The sequence below is a fragment of the Paenibacillus sp. FSL L8-0470 genome (assembly GCF_038008625.1).
GTDB lineage: Bacteria > Bacillota > Bacilli > Paenibacillales > Paenibacillaceae > Paenibacillus_AQ.
On sequence record NZ_JBBOZM010000001.1, the window covers coordinates 3,095,651 to 3,112,293 of the forward strand.

Sequence of the window (16,643 nt, forward strand, 5' to 3'; positions counted from 1 at the left end):
GATGGAGAAATAAAGCGTATTTTAAAGTAAATCTTACTTTTTATATTTTTTTTGAAAGAGGAGAGATGGATTTGAACGGACAGAGCTTTATTAGCGGTTTTGGGCAATTTCCGCAGGGCAGTTTTTTTTGGAGTTTTATCTATGGAATGCCTTTCTTTTTTAAGCTGATTTTTTTGCTGGTGATTGGTTTTTTTATCTTTTTTATCATCAAATCCATTAGCATCTGGAGTAATAATAATGCCAGTCCCTTGGTCTCCGTGTACGCTGCGGCCGTGACCAAACGGACACAGGTTTGGGGCGGATCAGGCGATTCAGGGGCCCATACGAGCTACTATGTAACATTTGAGTTTCAAGATGGACGCCGCGTCGAACTGCAGGTACCGAATAAGGCATTTGGATTGATTGTTGAAGGAGACCGGGGGGAGCTTGTATATCAGGGAACCAGGTTTAAGGGCTTTGAGCATCCCTGTTTTCAAAATACTGAAGGCTAATCGTCCTTGTTTGCAGATGTTTCTGAGCAAGCTTTGAAAAATGTTCTTAAATTTTCAGAATTCTGCGGTTAATTTTGGGTAAAACTCCATATAAGTGATTTGCTATACACCACTTTTTAACATGAGAGGAGCTGACAGCTTGAATTCGAACTCTGCCAATCAGCAAGATCAACAGCCGTTTCATCTGCTGGAGAAAGAGGAAGTCCTGAAACGGCTGGAGACAAGAGAAGAGGGATTAACTTCAGAACAGGCGGCGCAGCTGCTGGAGCGGTACGGGAAAAATATGCTGCAGGAGGCAAAGCCAAAGTCGCTGCTGGCCAAATTTATTGAGCAGTTCAAAAATGTAATGATCTTTATTCTGCTGGCGGCTGCGGTGTTGTCGGGTATTCTCGGGGAATGGACGGATACAATCATTATCCTGCTGGTTGTTATATTGAATGCGGTGCTTGGAGTCATCCAGGAAAATAAGGCAGAACAGGCCCTGGAAGCGCTGAAAAGCATGTCTTCGCCGCATGCCCGGGTCCGCCGCAGCGGTCAGGTGACGGAGATCAAGAGTGAGGAGCTTGTGCCCGGTGATATTGTTCTGCTGGAAGCAGGCAATGTCGTACCTGCCGATGTCAGGCTACTGGAAACAGCATCACTTCAGACGGAGGAAGCCGCGTTAACCGGCGAGTCGCTGCCTTCGGATAAGCATGCTGACAAACTGGAGGGGACAGATCTCGTAATCGGCGACCGGACAAATATGGCATATATGAGCAGCAGCGTCACTTACGGAAGAGCTATAGGCGTCGTTACAGCCACGGGGATGAAGACTGAGGTCGGAAGAATTGCCGGCTTTATCGCAGAGGAAGAAACGGATGTCACTCCGCTGCAGAAGAAGCTGGATGAACTGGGGAAATACTTCACCTATATTATTTTGGGCGTGTGTGTAGTCATTTTTGCCGTAGGATTGCTCCAGGGCAGAGAAATGCTGGATATGCTGCTCACCTCGATCTCGCTGGCGGTTGCGGCGATTCCTGAAGGACTGCCGGCGATCGTAACGATCATTCTGGCGCTGGGCGTTCAGCGCATGGCCGGACGTAAAGCGATTATCCGCAAGCTGCCTGCAGTGGAGACGCTCGGTAGTACTGAAATTATCTGCTCCGACAAAACAGGAACATTGACACTCAACAAAATGACTGTCGAGAAGCTGTACGCCAATGGAGCAACTATTGAGGCGACCGAACAGCTTAAGGAAACTCCGGGCGGTGAGCTGCTGCTGCAGGCGATGACACTGTGCAATGACTCCAGCATTGACGAAGGCAGCACTGCCGGGAAGCAAGGTTCAGAGAACACAAAAGGGGATAAAGCCGGCGGGACCAAAAGCGGCAAAGCGATTATCGGGGATCCCACGGAGACAGCCCTTGTGGACTATGCGCTGAGCATCGGCACTGACAAGCGGGAGCTGGAGAAGCAGTATCCCCGGAAAAGCGAGCTGCCCTTTGACTCGGACCGCAAGCTGATGACAACGATTCATCAGGTGGAGGCAGGAAAGTTCCGCGGCCTTACGAAAGGTGCTCCCGATGTGCTGCTTTCCAAGTGCAGCCATATTTATGAGGCCGGGGAGCTCATTCCGCTCACAGAGGAGCATTCCCGCAAGATCACTGCAAGCAATAAGGCGCTTGCCGATGAAGCGCTGCGGGTGCTGGCTTTTGCCTATCGTGATTATGCAGAGCTTCCAGACAGACCTTCACCGGATACAACAGAGAAGGATCTGGTATTCATCGGCCTCGTCGGGATGATTGATCCTCCGCGCGATGAAGTGCGCGACGCTGTAGCAGTCTGCCGCAAGGCGGGTATCCGTCCTGTCATGATTACCGGAGACCACAGGGACACTGCTGCGGCTATCGCCAAGCGGCTGGGTATCATCGATGACGACAAGAGTGTACTGACCGGACGCGAACTGGATAAGATCAGCGAGGCGGATTTTGCAAATAGGGTCGAGGATTATTCCGTATATGCCCGTGTCTCTCCAGAGCACAAGGTAAGGATCGTCAAAGCGTGGAGAAAAAAGGGCAAGATTGTGGCTATGACTGGAGACGGGGTGAACGATGCACCGGCTTTGAAGTCAGCGGATATCGGTGTGGGCATGGGGATTACGGGAACGGATGTCGCGAAAGGCGTATCCGACATGGTGCTGGCCGACGATAACTTCACGACGATTGTAGTTGCGGTGGAAGAAGGGCGGAAGGTCTACAGCAATATCCGCAAAGCTATCCAGTTCCTGCTCTCCGCCAACCTTGGGGAAGTGCTGACCCTGTTCATCGCCACAATGATCGGCTGGCGGATTCTTGAGCCTATTCACATCCTCTGGATCAACCTGGTGACGGATACGCTGCCTGCGCTGGCACTGGGACTGGAAAAAGCCGGGGAAGACGTAATGACGAAGAAACCCCGTAAGTCCAGCAGTAGTATTTTTTCCGGTGGTGTGGGGGCAGGGATTGTCTACCAGGGGATCATCGAAGCGGCACTGACACTGCTCGTCTATAACTGGGCGCATACCCATTATGATGAGGGTGTGGCAGTTACGATGGCTTTTGCCACCCTCGGTCTGCTTCAAATTACACATGCCTTCAACGTCAGATCCAATACGAAATCTCTGTTCCAGATCGGTTTGTTCAGCAACAAATATATGCTGGGCGCGTCGGTGATTTCCGGACTGCTGCTCGTGCTGGTCATCATTATTCCGGGTCTGAACGATTGGTTTGGTGTACAGCATCTGAACGGTTTGCAGTGGTGGATTGTCTGCGGGGCAGCCGTGTCCATCGTTGTTTTAGTTGAACTGGTGAAGCTGTTTGTCCGCCTGAGCGGCAAAGGCAAAGGTTGGGACTAGTGAAACCGGATCACATCAGTTGATTTAAAATGTAAAAGAGCTTGGTCTTCTTTAGCAGGAGACCAGGCTCTTCTTTACTTCAGCAGCCTGCGGTGCTATTTGGTTACAGCACGCGCTGCATATGCAGTATTACGTTACTCCAATATCCGCTGTCCAGTTCGCTGATCTGTACACCGGGATCACCCCAGGTATGGATGAACTTTCCGTCGCCGATATAAATACCTACATGCCCCGGTATGGCGTCACTGTCAAAACGTCCTGGCACGGTGAAAAAAATCAGATCTCCGGTCTGCAGCTCACTTCGGCTTACCCGTCTGCCGATGTTGTCCTGGTCTTTAGCCAGTCGGGGCAGCTCCACGCCAAACCTTTTAAATACATGCTTTGTGAAGGAGGAGCAGTCGAAACGTCCGGTATCCTCATAAGGACCTGCGCCAAAATCGTAAGGTACACCCAGAAATCTTCTGGCAAAGGCAACTAGTTGACCGGTATCAACGTTCGAAGCGCTCTGGATTCGCAGCGGTTTGGCCATATTGGAGTTACCGTTTTTTTCAGTATTGTTAAGGACTTCCTTGTCTGACGGTAAAGCGATATTGATCTCACCGCTGGTGGGGTTCCAGCCGACCTCAGTTTGGAGCAGCTTGGACAAAGCTGTCGGTGTGATATAGATTTGACCGTCACGGCGCACCGGCGCGTCAGGCAGAGTGATTTTTTCGCCCAGTGAAAAGACCTGAGTGGAGTTGGGGCGCAGCATGTACATCACATCCGTATAGCCGAGCTTGGCATAACCTCCGCTGGCGGTGTCATCCTTCATCCGGTAGCCGATTGAGGCAGCGGCGGGTTTCAGCGGAATCCAGAACTTTCCCTGCTTGTCGGTGACATGGGATTTCTCATAATAGCTGCCCGCAAAAGTGCCGGCTGGCGTTACCGAATTGATTTTTGGCTTTTCCTCGTTTTTGTAATACCCGCATGCGCTGGTGGACATAACAATGGCAAGGATCACAGCAGTTTTCTTGAATGTTATAGTTGGATAAGCAAATGTCATCGGACACTCTCCATGTTCAGACTGTAAGTTCAGTTTGTGCAAGGAGATTTTTTTTATAAGATCAGAAGGTGTGAACATCTTGGCTTAGCTTCCTGATCCTGCAAGAATAAATTGGAGAGCCGATAAGTCATTGACGGATAAAGGACCGCCATATAATATAATGTTTAATAGATTGGCTGTATTTTATGTGAGGTTAGTGTAAGCTTTCGCTTTAACGCTTTTAAAGATGAAAGCGATAGTGCTGAGTCGCTCACTTTGATGCACGCGCTGATACCGTAAAAGAAAAGGGGTTATATGATGAAAAAAAAGAACATTTGGGTAGGATTAAGCTTGTGTCTGATGCTTGTAGCTTCGGGTTGCGGATCGAACAACAATGCTGCGGTGAATACGGAAAAAGCTGCTAACAAACCGGCAAATGCCACGGCTGCTCCTGCAGATGCAGGCAGCAAAGAATCCTACAGCATTGCCATCTCCCAATACGTAGAACATCCGTCACTGGATGCGACGCGAGAAGGCTTCATGGCCGCACTTAAGGATGCCGGACTTATTGAAGGTGAGAATCTGAAGGTGGATCTCCAGAACGCACAGGCCGATCAAGCCAACAACCTGTCCATCGCACAGAAGATTGCCGGCGACAAAAACGATCTCGTGCTCGCGATTGCCACTCCTTCGGCTCAATCAATTGTGCAGAAGGTAGATAAGGATACACCGGTATTGTTCGCCGCTGTTACAGATCCGCTGGATGCCAGGCTTGTAACCGATCTGGAACACCCGGGCGGCAATGTCTCCGGTGCTTCCGATACTAATCCGGAGGCAATCACACGGCTGATGCAATTCATTGCGGCACAGTTCCCGAAGGTGAAGAAACTGGGGCTTGTCATTAATGAGGGCGAGCCGAATGCTGTAGTTATGGCGGGAATTGCCAAGGAAGAGCTCGACAAACACGGCATTGAGCTGGTGAAGGCTGCAGTCACGAATACTTCTGAAGTGAAGCAGGCGGCTGAATCACTTGTCGGACGTGTAGACGCATTCTACATTACACTGGATAATTCGGTGGTAAGTGCTGTAGATACAATTATCCAAACCGCAAATGAGAAGAAACTTCCTTTCTTCTCCGCTGACCGTGATACGGTAGAGAAGGGCGCATTTGCTACAGTCGGTTTCAAATATTATGATCACGGCTATCAGGTCGGTGAAATGGCTGTGGAAGTACTGAAGAACGGCAAAAGCCCAGGCGACATGAAAGTAACCATGCAGGAGAAGCTGGACCTTATTCTTAACCTGAAGGCTGCAGCAGCGCAGGGCATTGAAGTGACAGATGCCATGAAAGCTGAAGTTGCCGATCAGACCAGCAACATCATTCAATAAGTTCAGACATTATGACGGGGCGATTCGAGAAGAACGCCCCTTGCCGCTTGAGGGAGGAAGTCACCTATGTATGATTCAATAATGGGAGCCTTGGAATCGGGCTTGCTGTACGCTTTTATGGCTTTGGGGGTATATATAACCTTTCGGATTCTTGACTTTCCGGATTTAACTGTAGACGGAAGTTTTACAACTGGCGGGGCAATCGCCGCAGTGATGATTACTCAGGGCTATTCCCCTTGGCTGGCTACATTCTGTGCAATGGCTGGCGGTATGGCAGCTGGCATGTGCACGGGCCTGCTGCATACCAAAGGCAAAATTAACGGATTGCTGTCCGGGATCCTGATGATGATAGCTCTTTATTCCATTAATTTACGGATATTAGATAAGCCCAACGTTTCGATCATGGGCGAAGGCACCCTGCTTAGTTCAATAAATCCTTTGCTGGTCATGCCGTTTATTGTGGTTGCTGTTAAACTGCTGATGGATCTGTTTCTGCGCACAGACCTCGGCCTGGCCCTGCGGGCAACAGGCGATAATTCAAGAATGATCCGCAGCTTCGGTGTAAACACTGATACAACGACTATTCTCGGCATCAGCCTGTCGAATGGCTTAGTGGCGCTCTCGGGAGCACTAATCGCCCAGTCTTCCTCTTTTGCTGATTCAACTATGGGTATTGGGATGATTGTTATCGGACTGGCTTCGGTAATTATTGGAGAGGCGATTTTTGGCGCCAGGAATGTGTTCCGGGCTACGCTGGCCGTTGTGCTGGGCTCGATCGTTTACCGGATTGTTGTAGCGCTCGCCCTGCGGGTTCCGTGGCTGAAGGCCTCCGACTTGAAGCTGATTACGGCAGTTATCGTCATTATTGCCCTGTTGTTCCCGTCGCTTCAGCGGTATATGAAGCAGAAGAGAACAGCCCGCAGAAGAAGCGCTGAACTAGCGGCGTTGGCGCTAAGAAGCAAGAAAGGGGGAACAGCCGATGCTAAAGCTTGATAATGTATCCAAGCTGTTTAATCCCGGCAGCCCGGATGAGAAGATAGCGTTGCTGGGCATCGACCTTCACCTTCTAGCCGGCGATTTCGTTACGGTTATCGGAAGCAACGGGGCAGGTAAATCCACTTTGATGAACGTGATCTCCGGAGTAATGAAGCCGGATCTGGGGGAAGCACGGATCGAAGGCAGCTCGATCAGCCATCTGCCTGAGTATCAGCGCGCCCGCTGGATCGGACGGGTCTTTCAGGATCCGATGGCCGGTACGGCCCCGCATATGACGATTGAGGAGAACCTGGCGATGGCTTTCAAGCGGGGCCAAAACCGCGGTCTGACCTTCGGAGTCAGCAGCGGCAGACGGGCGCTGTTCCGTGAACAGCTGAGCCGCCTTGGCATCGGGCTGGAGAACCGGCTGCGAGCCCAAGTGGGCCTGCTGTCCGGCGGAGAGAGACAGGCGCTCAGCCTGCTGATGGCGACCTTTACCCAGCCGCAGATTCTGCTACTGGACGAGCATACTGCAGCCCTTGACCCGGCCCGCGCGGAGCTGATTACGAAACTGACGGAATCGATTGTCCGTGAGATGAAGCTCACTACGCTGATGGTTACCCATAACATGGAGCAGGCCATCCGGCTGGGCAACCGGCTGATCATGATGGATAAAGGGACTATTATCCTGGACATTGATGCAGAGCGGAAAAAAGATCTGACCGTAGAACGGCTGCTTGGTGAATTCGAAACCATCAGCGGACATAAGTTGGCGGATGACCGGATGATGCTGGGATAATATGCGCTCTACTTAAATACGCATTTACCATCAACACCCCAAAGACTTGGATATGCAGTTTCCCATGGAACTGCTATTCAGGTCTTTTTGGGTTATATTTCCATAACCGTGTCATTCGTTTATGATAATAATGACCCATGAAGTGAACTGGCCTTATAAATGATAAGGGAAGGCGGATTGAAAAAGAAATGTACTTGCGAAATAATAAAAGTGCTTACAGGAATTCAGGGATCTTTAACAAAATGATTCTGATCATTTCCTTCTTACTGTTGCTGTCGTTTCTGTTTTCTCTCATATTTCTTCAGTACGTGTACCGGATCTACGACCGGCAAATTTATGAAAAGTCATCCGAAGTCCTTGGTATGTCGGCAGTCAGCATAGAGAGTGAGCTTAAGGAGCTGGAGCAGCTATCCTTTGCGGTCGGCTCGGATGAACAGATCCAGGATTGTCTGCGCAAGCTGCTGGATCAACCCACACCCTATGAGCGGCTGGTGCTGCATAACAAGATTATTAACCGGCTGGTGGGTTTTGCGGGTGCGGAGAAGTAAGTGTATTCCATGATGCTGATGGATGCAAATGACGGTGTGATGACAGCCGGCAACCGGGAAGGAGTATCGCAGTCCCTGCAGGATCAGTTGAAGCCGCTGGCTGTAGAGGGTGGAGGAAGTAACGTCTGGTACACCCAGGGCAGCAAAAACTCACTGCTTGCCGTACGCCAGATCAAGTCTTATACAGGCTCAACTTTTACACTGGATCATCTGGGGACGCTGGTTATCCGCATCCGGGTAGAACGAATCGTTACCGACAGCACGAATATGGCTTCGGGCGAAGGGCAGCTGATTGTAGTTGACACGGCCAGCAACCGCTCAATCTATCCCGCAGAGCCGCTGCTTACACCGCACGAGCTGGCAGTGGAAGTGTCACGGCCTGAACCTTACCGGACAGGCAGTTATGTTCAAGGTACGTATTTCATTGCCAAGACGGAGTCCTCTTATAGTCTCACGCCGGTTATGCTGATATTCTTTATCTTCCAGAAGCAGATAGTGGATGGCATCAGTACCAGCGGGCTGAAGGGTTGAGTCAAAGTATGATCTGCTCTGGATCAGAGCAGGAAAGGTGTGCTTAAGTATGGGAAGTTATCACTTTGATCCGCGAGGCCGGCCTGAGTGATTTGATTATTCATTTGCGCCAGGGAGACTGACCAAAGACTAATGAAATTAGAGTTGCCGATTCACTTCCCTGTATGTGAGGTAAAGGTTAAGGAAAGAACTTAACCGGTAAGCGTATACAGATGATCTAGATTGGGAGGATTGGCTAATATGACAGAACAGAAGCTGAAAGACAAGGTAGCTATTGTTACTGGAGGCGGTTCCGGGATCGGAAGAGCATCGGTGCTGGAGTTCGCCAGAAACGGAGCAAAGGTGGTACTGCTCGACCGGACGGTTGAAAATGCCGAGAAGGTTGTACATCAGGTGAAACAGGAAGGCGGGGAAGCCGTCGTCATTGAATGTGACATTGCCGAACCGCAGCAGGTGGAAGCGGCGGTGAAGCAAGCGGCCGCGAAGTGGGGGCGGCTTGATGTTGTGTTCGCCAATGCCGGGATTAACGGAGCAATGACTCCGATTGAAACGATGGATATTGAGTCCTGGGATCAGACGATTCATATCAACCTCCGTGGAACCTTTGCCACTGTCAAATATGCAATTCCGCATTTGAAAGAGAACGGAGGCAGCATACTGATCAACAGTTCGATTAACGGCAACCGCGTGTTCTCTAATATCGGTTTCTCTGCCTACAGCACTACGAAGGCCGGTCAGGTGGCTTTTATGAAGATGGCTGCACTGGAGCTGGCCCAATACAAAATCCGTGTGAATGCCATCTGTCCGGGGGCGATCAAGACGAATATTGATGACAATACGTATCCTTCCGACGATCTCAAAAAAGTGCAGATCGAGGTGAACTTTCCGGACGGCGGGCAGCCGCTGGAGGAAGGTCCCGGACGGCCCGATCAGGTGGCTAAACTTGCCTTGTTCCTGGCATCCGCCGATTCGGACCATATTACAGGAACAGAGATTTATTGTGATGGAGCCGAGTCGCTGCTGCATGGCTGATCTCTTCTAACCACGGGCAGCCAAGCATATAATGAATTGAATAGCTCTTCCTCAGAAGAAACGGAATCCGTTCCTTGTCATAGGCTCAGCCCGAGAGGGCTGCATCGTTGACGCAAAAGGCCGGGGATGCCGTTTCTTCTTGTTCATTAAGATTTAAATATTTTATCGGGTTATCTTGCTATAAATAAAGCTAAGCTTTCATGTTTTTTTCAGGTATACTGATTCTATCTGTTTATTCATAAATATACTTTTAGGAGGAGCTATGGAGATTGATCTGCACACGGAATCGATAGTAAAACTGCTTGTGGCCATGCTGTTCGGGCTGTTCATCGGTATCGACAGGCAATTAAAACAAAAGCCGCTGGGGATTCGGACCAGTATGGTCATCAGTATCGCAAGCTGTTTAGTGACGCTTGTCTCGATCCATGCTTATGACAAGTTCGGGGGAACGGATCACCCCAACATGGACCCGATGCGCCTGGCGGCGCAGATTGTCAGCGGGATCGGATTTTTGGGCGCGGGTGTAATCCTGCGCAGAGGCGGAGACGCGATTTCCGGATTAACTTCGGCGGCGCTGATCTGGACGGCCTCGGGGATTGGCATCGCGGTTGGAGCAGGCTTTTATGTGGAAGCGGGGTATGCAGTTGTGCTGCTGATGTTCGCCGTCAATGCTGTACCGCTGCTGATCAAAGCCGTTGGACCACAGGTGCTGAACAAGCATGAGATTTCCGTCAAGATCATAATGCAGCCCAATTATGTGCTGACCGAGGTGATCCAGAAGATCGAAGGACGTCAAATGACCGATCAACGAAAGACGAGAAGACCGGGACGGACGATCCGGCGGATAAAGATCAAGGATCTGGATGACGGCAGGCAACTGATTGACATGGTGCTGTCTGCACCTGATCAGGATTATGCGACGGAAATATATTATGATGTGAAGAAAATTGAACATGTAATGAGCGTAGAAGTGGAACAGTTGTAAAAATGACATGTTCCCTTCTGGGCAGATGTGGTAATCTATTTAGGAGATAGTCATTTCGAACATATGGAAGGGAGAATAAAGTTATCATGTCGATTACTGCATTCGAAGGACAATATGAAGGAGAAGCTGCAGTCTGGCTGAAAGCGGGACGTTACGAGGCAGCTATCCTGCCGGGCATCGGCGGCAATCTGATTTGCTTCCGTGATACCGAAAACGGTTACCGTTTCCTGCATGAGCCGGGCGCGGCAGAGATGGAGGCCTTTAAGGCCAGCCCTGGAATTCACGGCATACCTGTACTGTTTCCTCCGAACCGTTATGAAGATGGGGAATTTCCGTGGAATGGACAAACCTACAAGTTTCCGGTGAATGAGGCTGCAACAGGCAACCATCTGCACGGATTTTTACATACAGCTCCGTGGGAAGTTGAAGAATTCGGCAGCGGTAAAAGCGAAAGCTTCGTTACGGTGGCGATTAAGGTGGACGAGAATCACCCGTCCTATCAATACCTGCCGTTCAAATATACGGTCAAGCTGCGCTACACGCTGGGAGAAGCAACCGGGCTGTCCCAGCAACTGCTGGTCCACAATGACGGCGGCGAGCTGATGCCTTGCCTGCTGGCCTTCCACACAGCGATCAATGCGCCGTTTGCACCGGACAGCTCGCCCCAGGATTACCGCGTGAAGGCGACCATCGGCGAGCGCTGGGAGCTCAGTGAGCGCATGCTGCCCACCGGCGCTTTCCAGGAGTTGACGGCAGAGGAAATCGCGTTGCGTGATGAAGGAGTCAATCCGTTCTTTGCGCCGATGGACAACCATTACACCGCTGTACCGCAAAACGGCCGCAACCGGATGGAACTGACGGACAGCAAGTCCGGTGTTACGCTCGTGTATGATGTCGGAACCTCCTACAAGCAATGGATGATCTGGAACAATGGCGCTACAGAAGGATTCTTCTGTCCGGAGCCGCAGATTAACCTGGTGAATGCGCCGAAGGTGGATCTTCCTGCCGATGAGATCGGATTGTTCGGCCTGAAGCCGGGCGAATTCTGGGAAGAAACCAGCCGTCTGTACGTGAAATAGGAAGTAGAGATTCATAGCTGTAAAGCCAAGCCTCACTTTTGTGGGGCTTTTTTGTGCGATCTTTTAATGCAGCTTTAAGCTAAATAGCGTATACTACACGTTTAGTATAGTTAGGAGTGAATTTTATATGCGCTATTTTTTACCTTCCAAACGATTGGGTTTCCTGCTGCTCGCTCTGCTGCTATGCGGCTTTGCTCTGAATTTCTTCATGCAGGCCGCTTCATTAAATATGGATGCGATGAGTGTTTTTAACTGGATTGGAGAATATTACTGGCTGTATTTAGCCGGAGGCCTGTTCTTTTTCTTTCTCCTGCTGGTGTTTTCTATGATACTGCCGAGCGTTTACGCCGGATCTGCAATGGCCGCTGTGTTATGCATCATGCTGGGTATTGTCGATTACAAGAAATTGTCCACCACCGGAGAACCGCTATTTCCCTGGGATTTGCTGCTGCTCAAAAATGCCGGGGAGATGAGCCATATTACCAAAGGCATGATTCCACCGCTTGCGCTGGCAGCTGCTGTTCTGCTTATTGCCGCTGTGGTCTGGCTGATCTTCAAACTGCCGAAGATTAAGGTAGCCTTGCCGCTGAGAATGCTCATTACCGTACTTTCTGTGGCGATGATAAGCGGATTTGTTTCGATGGTAGCCCATCAGTCTTCTTTGGCTGCTTCGATGAAGTATCAGAACATTTTTTGGAACCAGAAGGTGAATTACAAACAGAACGGTCTTTTATTTGCCTTTGCCGGCAATTTGCGCCAGAGCCTGATCGAAGAGCCTGAGGGCTACAGCCGCAGAGCGATTGAGGAGATCGCCGCCAAATACGGCAAGCTGCCGGATCCGGCTCCGAACGTACAGGCAACGCAGCAGCCGAACATCCTGTTCATGATGGACGAAGCCTTCTTTGATCCTACCCGTCTGCCGGGGCTCTCCTTTAGTGAAGATCCGCTAAAGTTTATCCATCAAGAGGAATCTGCCACACCCTCCGGTTTCCTGCTCTCGCCTGAGTTTGGCGGCAATACGGCAAATATAGAATTTGAAGCGTTGACAGGGATGTCCATGTATTTTCTTAAGGACGGTTCCATTCCGTATCAGCAAAAAATAGTGAAAATGTCCTCACTGCCTTCAATTGTAAGCATTCTGAAGGAGCGTGGCTACCGCGCGCTGGCGCTGCATCCGTATGACGAGACGTTCTACAACCGCAACCGCGTGTACCCGATTCTCGGCTTTGATGCTTTTACAAGCGAGAAGGATCTGGACAATGCCGGACGCATCACACCGGAGGGATACATTTCCGATAAGGCGGCTGTGCAGGAGGCTTTGCGGGAGCTGAAGGCGTCCTCTGACCCGGCGTTTTTGCATCTGGTGACCATGCAGAATCATTTTCCGTTTACGAAGGGGCACAATGGACCGAATACGATATCCGTTGAAGGCACTTCACCGTCCTATAAAGACGAGCTTGAAACCTACACACAGAATACCAAGCTGACCGATGAGGCGCTGGCGTATTTGCAGCAGGAGCTGCTAACTCTTGATCGTCCTACGATTGCCGTCTTCTGGGGTGATCATTTGCCGGCATTGTCGGCCGGAATATATACGGATGCCGGCTGGGACAGCGAGCCAAGGCTCAAGCACGAGACAAAGCTGGTGATGCTGGCGAATTTTGATATTGGCAAAAAGCCGCTGAACACCCTCAGCCCGGCCTTTCTGGGTCCTACAGTCTTTAGACTCTCGGGGCAGCCTATGCCCCCGTACTACAAACTTCTGGGGAAAGTGCAGGATGAGATGCCCGGTCTGAGCAAGCAGGTGCTGATCGGTTCCAACGGTGCACTGACAGCTTTTACTCCCGAACAGCAACAGCTGCTGGATGACTACCGTATGGTGGAGTATGATCTGCTGGAGGGCGGGAATTATTCACAGGATTTGCTATTCTGAGAGGTATTCCCTTCTCCTATTAAACGAGGTATCATGGCAATAGCTGTGCTACCTTGTTCTTTTGTGAAAGGGGTTACATTTTGAAAAAACTGTGGATGGTCTATGTGCTGCTAATCGGTCTTTTTCTCGTTTATGTGCTGAATTACAAGCTGCAGGCCGACGCTGCAGATCCATGGGAGACAGCCGGACTTCGCGGCAATATAGAAGATAAATATGTGATGGTTACCTTTCAAAGTGGAATTGATTATTGGAAAAGCGTGCTGAAGGGCTTCGAAGATGCTGCGGAGGAGCTGAACGTCTCCGTCGAATACCACGGCTCGACCCAGCATGATGCCAATGAGCAAATGACAGTATTGGAGCAAATGATAGCCAAAAAACCGGCGGGAATTGCCATTTCGGCAGTCAATTCCGAGCTGCTCACAGCTACGATCAACAAGGCCGTGGACAGCGGCATCCCTGTCGTGCTGTTTGACTCGGGGGCACCGGATAGCAAGGCCTACTCCTTCCTTGGCACTAACAACTACAATGCCGGAGTTGAAGCAGCGCGGAAGATGGCCCAGCTCACCGGCGGCAAAGGGGAGGTGGCGATTATTACGACCCCGGAGCAGCATAATCATCAGGAGCGTACGGACGGCTTCAGCGTCACCATCCGCAGCGAATTCCCTGAGATGAAGCTGGTAGCAATCAAGGATGGACGCGGCGATCAGGTGGCTTCCAGGGAAGCGGCGGAACAGCTGGTAGCGGAATACCCGGAGCTTACAGGTATTTTTGCTACGGAGTCTAATGGCGGAATAGGAGTAGCCGAGGCGGTGGAAACGAAGCAGGGAGCCGGATCATCGCTCAAGATCATCAGCTTCGATACGGATAAAGGCACACTTGATCTTGTTAAAGAAGGCAGAATCGCCGCCACGATGGCGCAAGGTACCTGGAATATGGGCTACTGGTCACTTACGGAGCTGTTTCATTTACACCGTGATCTGGATGAAGACCCTGCCGCCTACGCCAATAACAAGCCTATTCCTGTGCCTGATACGGTAGACACCGGCATTGATGTGGTGAGCCGGGCCAATGTGGACAACTATTATGCCAAATAGAAGCAGGCTGATGCAGGGGGGATTATCTTATGCGGAAGAGCGGCTTGACGGTGGAGAAGCTGAAGTTTAACAATCTGCCGATCCGGTATAAGCTGATCATCCATTTTTTGTTGATCAGTATTTTGCCTTCGATCGGGCTAGGATTGCTGATTGGCTGGACGGTGGACCAGATTATCGAAGAGCAGAGCAACGAGAATACGATGCAGCTGATCGGCAAGGTCAATACGGCGCTGGAAAATGATGTGGAGAATCTGCAGAAGATTACCTACCTGATTTCTTTTGATCCGGGGGTGCAGGCTTTTCTGGATGGCACCGAGAAGGCGGAAACGCGGTTGAAGGAAGCAGGCACAAGCGGAGAATCGGCAGAGTATAATATCCGCAAGTTTCTGCAGGGCTTTACTACGCTTAGCTCTGAAATTGCCGGAATTATGCTGGTCAACCGTGAAGGCGATTTCATCAGTAATGAAATGTATGCCCGCCCCGAAACCCGTGTGACTAATGAAGCATGGTACAAGCAGGCTGTTGATAATAAAGGGATATTCAAAATTGTCGGACATCCTTATGGGCGCGCAGTCATGTCCCATGTTGATTATAAAGAAAGTGAAGTGGTATCCGCCGTTAGAGCTATTGTTGACCCTGAGACGCAGATGGTGCAGGGCGTGGTTCTGGTCGATTTGAAGCTGCGGGTCATCGCCGAGACGGCGCGCGATGTGACGCTGGGCAAAACCGGTTATTTGACCGTAGTGGATGACAGCGGGGAAATGATCTATGCTCCGCAGCATCCTTTTATGCACAAGATTCCGGCTGGCCTGTTCAGAGAAACCTCCGGCATCACCTCGGAAACTGTCGACGGCCGCCATCTGCAGTTGATCTACAGGACCTCGGCCTTTACAGGCTGGACGACGATGGGCGTCTTTCCTATGGAGGAATCGGCTTATGGCGTGCGGGAGATTACGTTTAATGTCGTAACGTTTGTGTTTGTGGTCTGTATGCTTGGGATGACGGCATCCTTTTATCTGGCGTATTCGATTTCCCGCCCGATCGGCCAGCTCGCTTCCTTCATGAGCAAGGCGCAATCCGGCGATTTGACGATCCGCTACTGGGGCAACCGCTCGGATGAAATCGGACTGCTTGGCCGCAGCTTCAACAGTATGCTGGCCCAAATCAGCAGGCTGCTCTCCTTGACGGAGCTGCAGGCCAGGCAGAAGCGGGAGGCGGAGCTGCGCAGTCTGCAGGCGCATATCAAACCGCATTTTTTATATAATACGCTGGATACGATCCACTGGATGGCCCGCAGCAAGGGGGCGGAGGATATTGCCGAGGTGGTCCAGTCTTTATCCAAGCTGTTCCGCCTGGGACTCAGTAAAGGCAGCGACATTGTCCCGCTCTCCGATGAGCTGGAGCATATCATCAGTTATCTGAAGATCCAGCAGGTCCGCTACAGCAGCAAGCTGACGTATAGCATTGAGGTGGAGCCGCGGCTCCGGGAGCTCTATGTGCTTAAGCTGCTGCTTCAGCCGATGGTAGAGAACGCGATTTATCACGGAATCAAGGAGCGGCGCGGTCCGGGTCAACTCACCATTTCAGTGGTAGAACGTGAGGGGGATTTGTACTTGACAGTTACAGATGACGGAGCAGGCATTCCGGAAGCGCAGCTCTCCATCCTGAACGACCGGCTTGAGGCCGTCGGGAGCAGCAGTAGTGATGCGGCTGAAGCGGAGCAGCCGCTTCCCGGCAGCACAGGGAGCGGCTACGGCATTCTCAATGTCCAGGCACGGATTAGGCTGACCTACGGGCAGCCATACGGACTCCGCATCGACAGCAGACAAGGTGAGGGAACCGCTGCAACAATCCGGCATCCCGTCGTTCGTGAAGTGTATCCCCGCGATTGATT

At 51.0% G+C, this 16,643-nt stretch carries 14 protein-coding genes; 13 read left to right on the forward strand and 1 reads right to left on the reverse strand.

The annotated features are described in order from the left end of the window. The first annotated feature begins 71 nt into the window (after positions 1 to 71). Both NST99_RS13975 and NST99_RS13980 read left to right on the forward strand, forming a co-directional pair. Positions 72 to 491, forward strand: coding sequence for a DUF2500 domain-containing protein (locus NST99_RS13975; RefSeq protein ID WP_341092461.1), 420 nt, complete (start codon positions 72 to 74; stop codon positions 489 to 491). Between the two features lie 139 nt (positions 492 to 630). Continuing rightward, positions 631 to 3,363, forward strand: coding sequence for a calcium-translocating P-type ATPase, SERCA-type (locus NST99_RS13980; protein ID WP_445744966.1), 2,733 nt, complete (start codon positions 631 to 633; stop codon positions 3,361 to 3,363). A gap of 103 nt (positions 3,364 to 3,466) precedes the next feature. Here NST99_RS13980 and NST99_RS13985 read toward each other — a convergent pair whose 3' ends face one another. Next, positions 3,467 to 4,405 carry a C40 family peptidase gene (locus NST99_RS13985; protein ID WP_341092463.1) on the reverse strand — a complete coding sequence of 313 codons (939 nt, stop codon included), beginning with the start codon at positions 4,403 to 4,405 and terminating at the stop codon, positions 3,467 to 3,469. Positions 4,406 to 4,702: 297 nt separating this feature from the next. Here NST99_RS13985 and NST99_RS13990 point away from each other — a divergent pair, with 297 nt between their 5' ends. The 11 genes from NST99_RS13990 (at position 4,703) to NST99_RS14040 (ending at position 16,641) form a co-directional block, all read left to right on the forward strand. Beyond that, entirely contained in the window at positions 4,703 to 5,773 is a 1,071-nt protein-coding gene (locus NST99_RS13990; RefSeq protein WP_341092465.1) for an ABC transporter substrate-binding protein, read from the forward strand. Positions 5,774 to 5,839: 66 nt separating this feature from the next. Beyond that, positions 5,840 to 6,766, forward strand: coding sequence for an ABC transporter permease (locus NST99_RS13995; RefSeq protein ID WP_341092467.1), 927 nt, complete (start codon positions 5,840 to 5,842; stop codon positions 6,764 to 6,766). Continuing rightward, positions 6,753 to 7,547: an ABC transporter ATP-binding protein gene (locus NST99_RS14000; protein WP_341092468.1), complete on the forward strand. Its 795-nt coding sequence runs from the start codon at positions 6,753 to 6,755 to the stop codon at positions 7,545 to 7,547. Before NST99_RS13995 ends, NST99_RS14000 begins: the two co-directional genes overlap by 14 nt. A 242-nt stretch (positions 7,548 to 7,789) precedes the next feature. Next, positions 7,790 to 8,095 (forward strand): hypothetical protein, encoded by a 306-nt coding sequence (locus NST99_RS14005; RefSeq protein WP_341092469.1) that lies wholly within the window; start codon positions 7,790 to 7,792, stop codon positions 8,093 to 8,095. After that, positions 8,096 to 8,626 (forward strand): hypothetical protein, encoded by a 531-nt coding sequence (locus NST99_RS14010; protein ID WP_341097836.1) that lies wholly within the window; start codon positions 8,096 to 8,098, stop codon positions 8,624 to 8,626. Positions 8,627 to 8,866: 240 nt separating this feature from the next. Then, complete coding sequence (locus NST99_RS14015) at positions 8,867 to 9,658, forward strand: SDR family oxidoreductase (RefSeq protein ID WP_341092472.1); 792 nt, start codon at positions 8,867 to 8,869, stop codon at positions 9,656 to 9,658. Between the two features lie 262 nt (positions 9,659 to 9,920). Continuing rightward, entirely contained in the window at positions 9,921 to 10,643 is a 723-nt protein-coding gene (locus NST99_RS14020; RefSeq protein ID WP_341092473.1) for an MgtC/SapB family protein, read from the forward strand. 86 nt (positions 10,644 to 10,729) lie between these two features. Further along, positions 10,730 to 11,722, forward strand: a complete 993-nt coding sequence (locus NST99_RS14025) for an aldose 1-epimerase (RefSeq protein ID WP_341092475.1) — start codon at positions 10,730 to 10,732, stop codon at positions 11,720 to 11,722. Between the two features lie 127 nt (positions 11,723 to 11,849). Further along, positions 11,850 to 13,655 (forward strand): LTA synthase family protein, encoded by a 1,806-nt coding sequence (locus NST99_RS14030; protein WP_341092477.1) that lies wholly within the window; start codon positions 11,850 to 11,852, stop codon positions 13,653 to 13,655. A gap of 80 nt (positions 13,656 to 13,735) precedes the next feature. Then, positions 13,736 to 14,749, forward strand: coding sequence for a substrate-binding domain-containing protein (locus NST99_RS14035; protein WP_341092478.1), 1,014 nt, complete (start codon positions 13,736 to 13,738; stop codon positions 14,747 to 14,749). Positions 14,750 to 14,778: 29 nt separating this feature from the next. Beyond that, complete coding sequence (locus NST99_RS14040; protein WP_341092479.1) at positions 14,779 to 16,641, forward strand: cache domain-containing sensor histidine kinase; 1,863 nt, start codon at positions 14,779 to 14,781, stop codon at positions 16,639 to 16,641. The last annotated feature ends 2 nt before the right edge of the window (positions 16,642 to 16,643 follow it).

Excerpts from the sequence above, each read along its gene's own strand:
- NST99_RS14040 (WP_341092479.1), top strand. The coding sequence starts at position 14,779 with ATGCGGAAGAGCGGCTTGACGGTGGAGAAGCTGAAGTTTAACAATCTG.
- NST99_RS14025 (WP_341092475.1), top strand. The coding sequence starts at position 10,730 with ATGTCGATTACTGCATTCGAAGGACAATATGAAGGAGAAGCTGCAGTC.
- NST99_RS14020 (WP_341092473.1), top strand. The coding sequence starts at position 9,921 with ATGGAGATTGATCTGCACACGGAATCGATAGTAAAACTGCTTGTGGCC.
- NST99_RS13985 (WP_341092463.1), bottom strand. The coding sequence starts at position 4,405 with ATGACATTTGCTTATCCAACTATAACATTCAAGAAAACTGCTGTGATC.
- NST99_RS14015 (WP_341092472.1), top strand. The coding sequence starts at position 8,867 with ATGACAGAACAGAAGCTGAAAGACAAGGTAGCTATTGTTACTGGAGGC.
- NST99_RS13990 (WP_341092465.1), top strand. The coding sequence starts at position 4,703 with ATGAAAAAAAAGAACATTTGGGTAGGATTAAGCTTGTGTCTGATGCTT.
- NST99_RS14005 (WP_341092469.1), top strand. The coding sequence starts at position 7,790 with ATGATTCTGATCATTTCCTTCTTACTGTTGCTGTCGTTTCTGTTTTCT.
- NST99_RS14030 (WP_341092477.1), top strand. The coding sequence starts at position 11,850 with ATGCGCTATTTTTTACCTTCCAAACGATTGGGTTTCCTGCTGCTCGCT.
- NST99_RS14000 (WP_341092468.1), top strand. The coding sequence starts at position 6,753 with ATGCTAAAGCTTGATAATGTATCCAAGCTGTTTAATCCCGGCAGCCCG.
- NST99_RS13995 (WP_341092467.1), top strand. The coding sequence starts at position 5,840 with ATGTATGATTCAATAATGGGAGCCTTGGAATCGGGCTTGCTGTACGCT.